The 1,820-nt window shown below is 54.4% G+C and carries 2 protein-coding genes; both read right to left on the reverse strand.

The window, feature by feature from the left end:
- Positions 1 to 273: 273 nt before the first annotated feature.
- The gene (gene gmhB / locus OC537_RS20545) at positions 274 to 816 is read right to left on the reverse strand and encodes a D-glycero-beta-D-manno-heptose 1,7-bisphosphate 7-phosphatase (protein ID WP_262114041.1); all 543 of its coding nucleotides are present in this window, start codon (positions 814 to 816) and stop codon (positions 274 to 276) included.
- Positions 817 to 930: 114 nt separating this feature from the next.
- Positions 931 to 1,820, reverse strand: an 890-nt coding sequence (gene tuf / locus OC537_RS20550) for an elongation factor Tu (protein WP_262114043.1), incomplete at its 5' end; no start/stop codon positions are given.

A 1,820-nucleotide genomic window follows, 5' to 3' on the forward strand; every position in this document is an offset into this window, starting at 1 on the left:
CCACACAGATTGCTTGATTCAAATTGTTAAAGAGCGACGCAACAGTTCGTTGCTGCGGGAGTGGAATTCTACTCAACCGCCTTCTCGAGTCAAGCCTTATTTTCAAAGGCTTTTCGAGGTTATCGACGAGGTTGTTTGCGTTGCCGCTTGCCCTGTCGATGGAGGCGCATTATAGGGAGCTGAAACTTTCTGGCAAGCAGATAATTGCAAAAAGATGGCTTTCATCAACCGTTCGCTCACAAAGCCACCAATGCGCATATTAAGCGAACGAAATCAGCCCGCGACAGGTGCTGAAACGGCAAAATCGTGCAGATTGTCATAGATGGTATCAGCCAGTGCAGTGCCCTCATCAGTCACTACCTTGCCGGTGCGTACCATCACCTTGTGTCCGACCCCGGCATTGATGGCCGCTTTCAGGTCGGAAGGCTTGTCACCCACCATATAAGAACGCGCCATGTCGATGCCCAGCTCCTGTTGCGCCAACAGCAGCATGCCGGGTGCAGGTTTGCGGCAATCACAGGGAGCGCCGTGATCCGGATGATGGGGGCAGAAATAGATGCCATCGAGGTCAACGTCCCGGTCAGCCAGTGACCAGTCCATCCACTCGGTCAGGTTCATGAAGTCGTCTTCACTAAAGTAGCCGCGGGCGATGCCGGACTGGTTGGTGACGACGATCAACAGATAGCCCTTTTTCTTCAGCAGTTGCAGGGCTTCGATCACCCCGGGCAGAAAATGGAAGTCATCGACCTGGCTGACATAACCGGTGTCTTCGTTGATGACTCCGTCACGATCCAGAAAAATGGCGGGTTTACTCACGGGCACTACCTCGGTAATAGATGTTTTAAAAGTGTCTCACTGGGGGAATAACGCCCCAAAAAATAAAAGGGGCAGCCGAAGCCACCCCTTTCATGTGTGCATTTAAAGTATCGATTAAGCGATAACTTTAGCTACAACACCAGCACCTACGGTACGGCCACCTTCACGGATAGCGAAACGCAGGCCGTCGTCCATCGCGATCGGGGCGATCAGGGTAACAACCATTTTGATGTTGTCGCCTGGCATTACCATCTCTACGCCTTCCGGCAGTTCGATGGTACCGGTCACGTCGGTAGTACGGAAGTAGAACTGCGGACGGTAGCCCTTGAAGAACGGAGTATGACGACCACCTTCTTCTTTGGACAGCACGTACACTTCAGATTCGAACTTGGTGTGCGGCTTGATGGAGCCCGGCTTGGCCAGTACTTGACCACGCTCAACTTCTTCACGCTTCACGCCACGCAGCAGGGCGCCAACGTTCTCACCAGCACGGCCTTCGTCCAGCAGTTTGCGGAACATTTCAACACCGGTACAGGTGGTAGAAACGGTGTCTTTGATACCGACGATTTCTACAGTCTCACCAACCTTGACGATACCGCGCTCTACACGACCGGTAACAACGGTACCACGGCCAGCGATGGAGAAGACGTCTTCGATAGGCATCAGGAACGGCAGGTCAATGGCGCGCTCCGGCTCCGGGATGTAGGTATCCAGGTGGTGAGCCAGCTCGATGATCTTCTCTTCCCATGCAGCGTCGCCTTCCAGCGCTTTCAGCGCGGAACCACGAACTACCGGCAGGTCATCACCCGGGAAGTCGTACTCGGTCAGCAGTTCACGAACTTCCATCTCGACCAGTTCGAGCAGCTCTTCGTCGTCGACCATGTCGCACTTGTTCATGAACACGATCATGTACGGGATGCCAACCTGGCGACCCAGCAGGATGTGCTCACGAGTTTGCGGCATCGGGCCGTCAGTCGCGGCTACTACCAGGATCGCGCCGTCCA

Origin of the sequence: Aeromonas sp. Marseille-Q5825 (assembly GCF_946892685.1) — a bacterium.
GTDB lineage: Bacteria > Pseudomonadota > Gammaproteobacteria > Enterobacterales > Aeromonadaceae > Aeromonas > Aeromonas rivipollensis.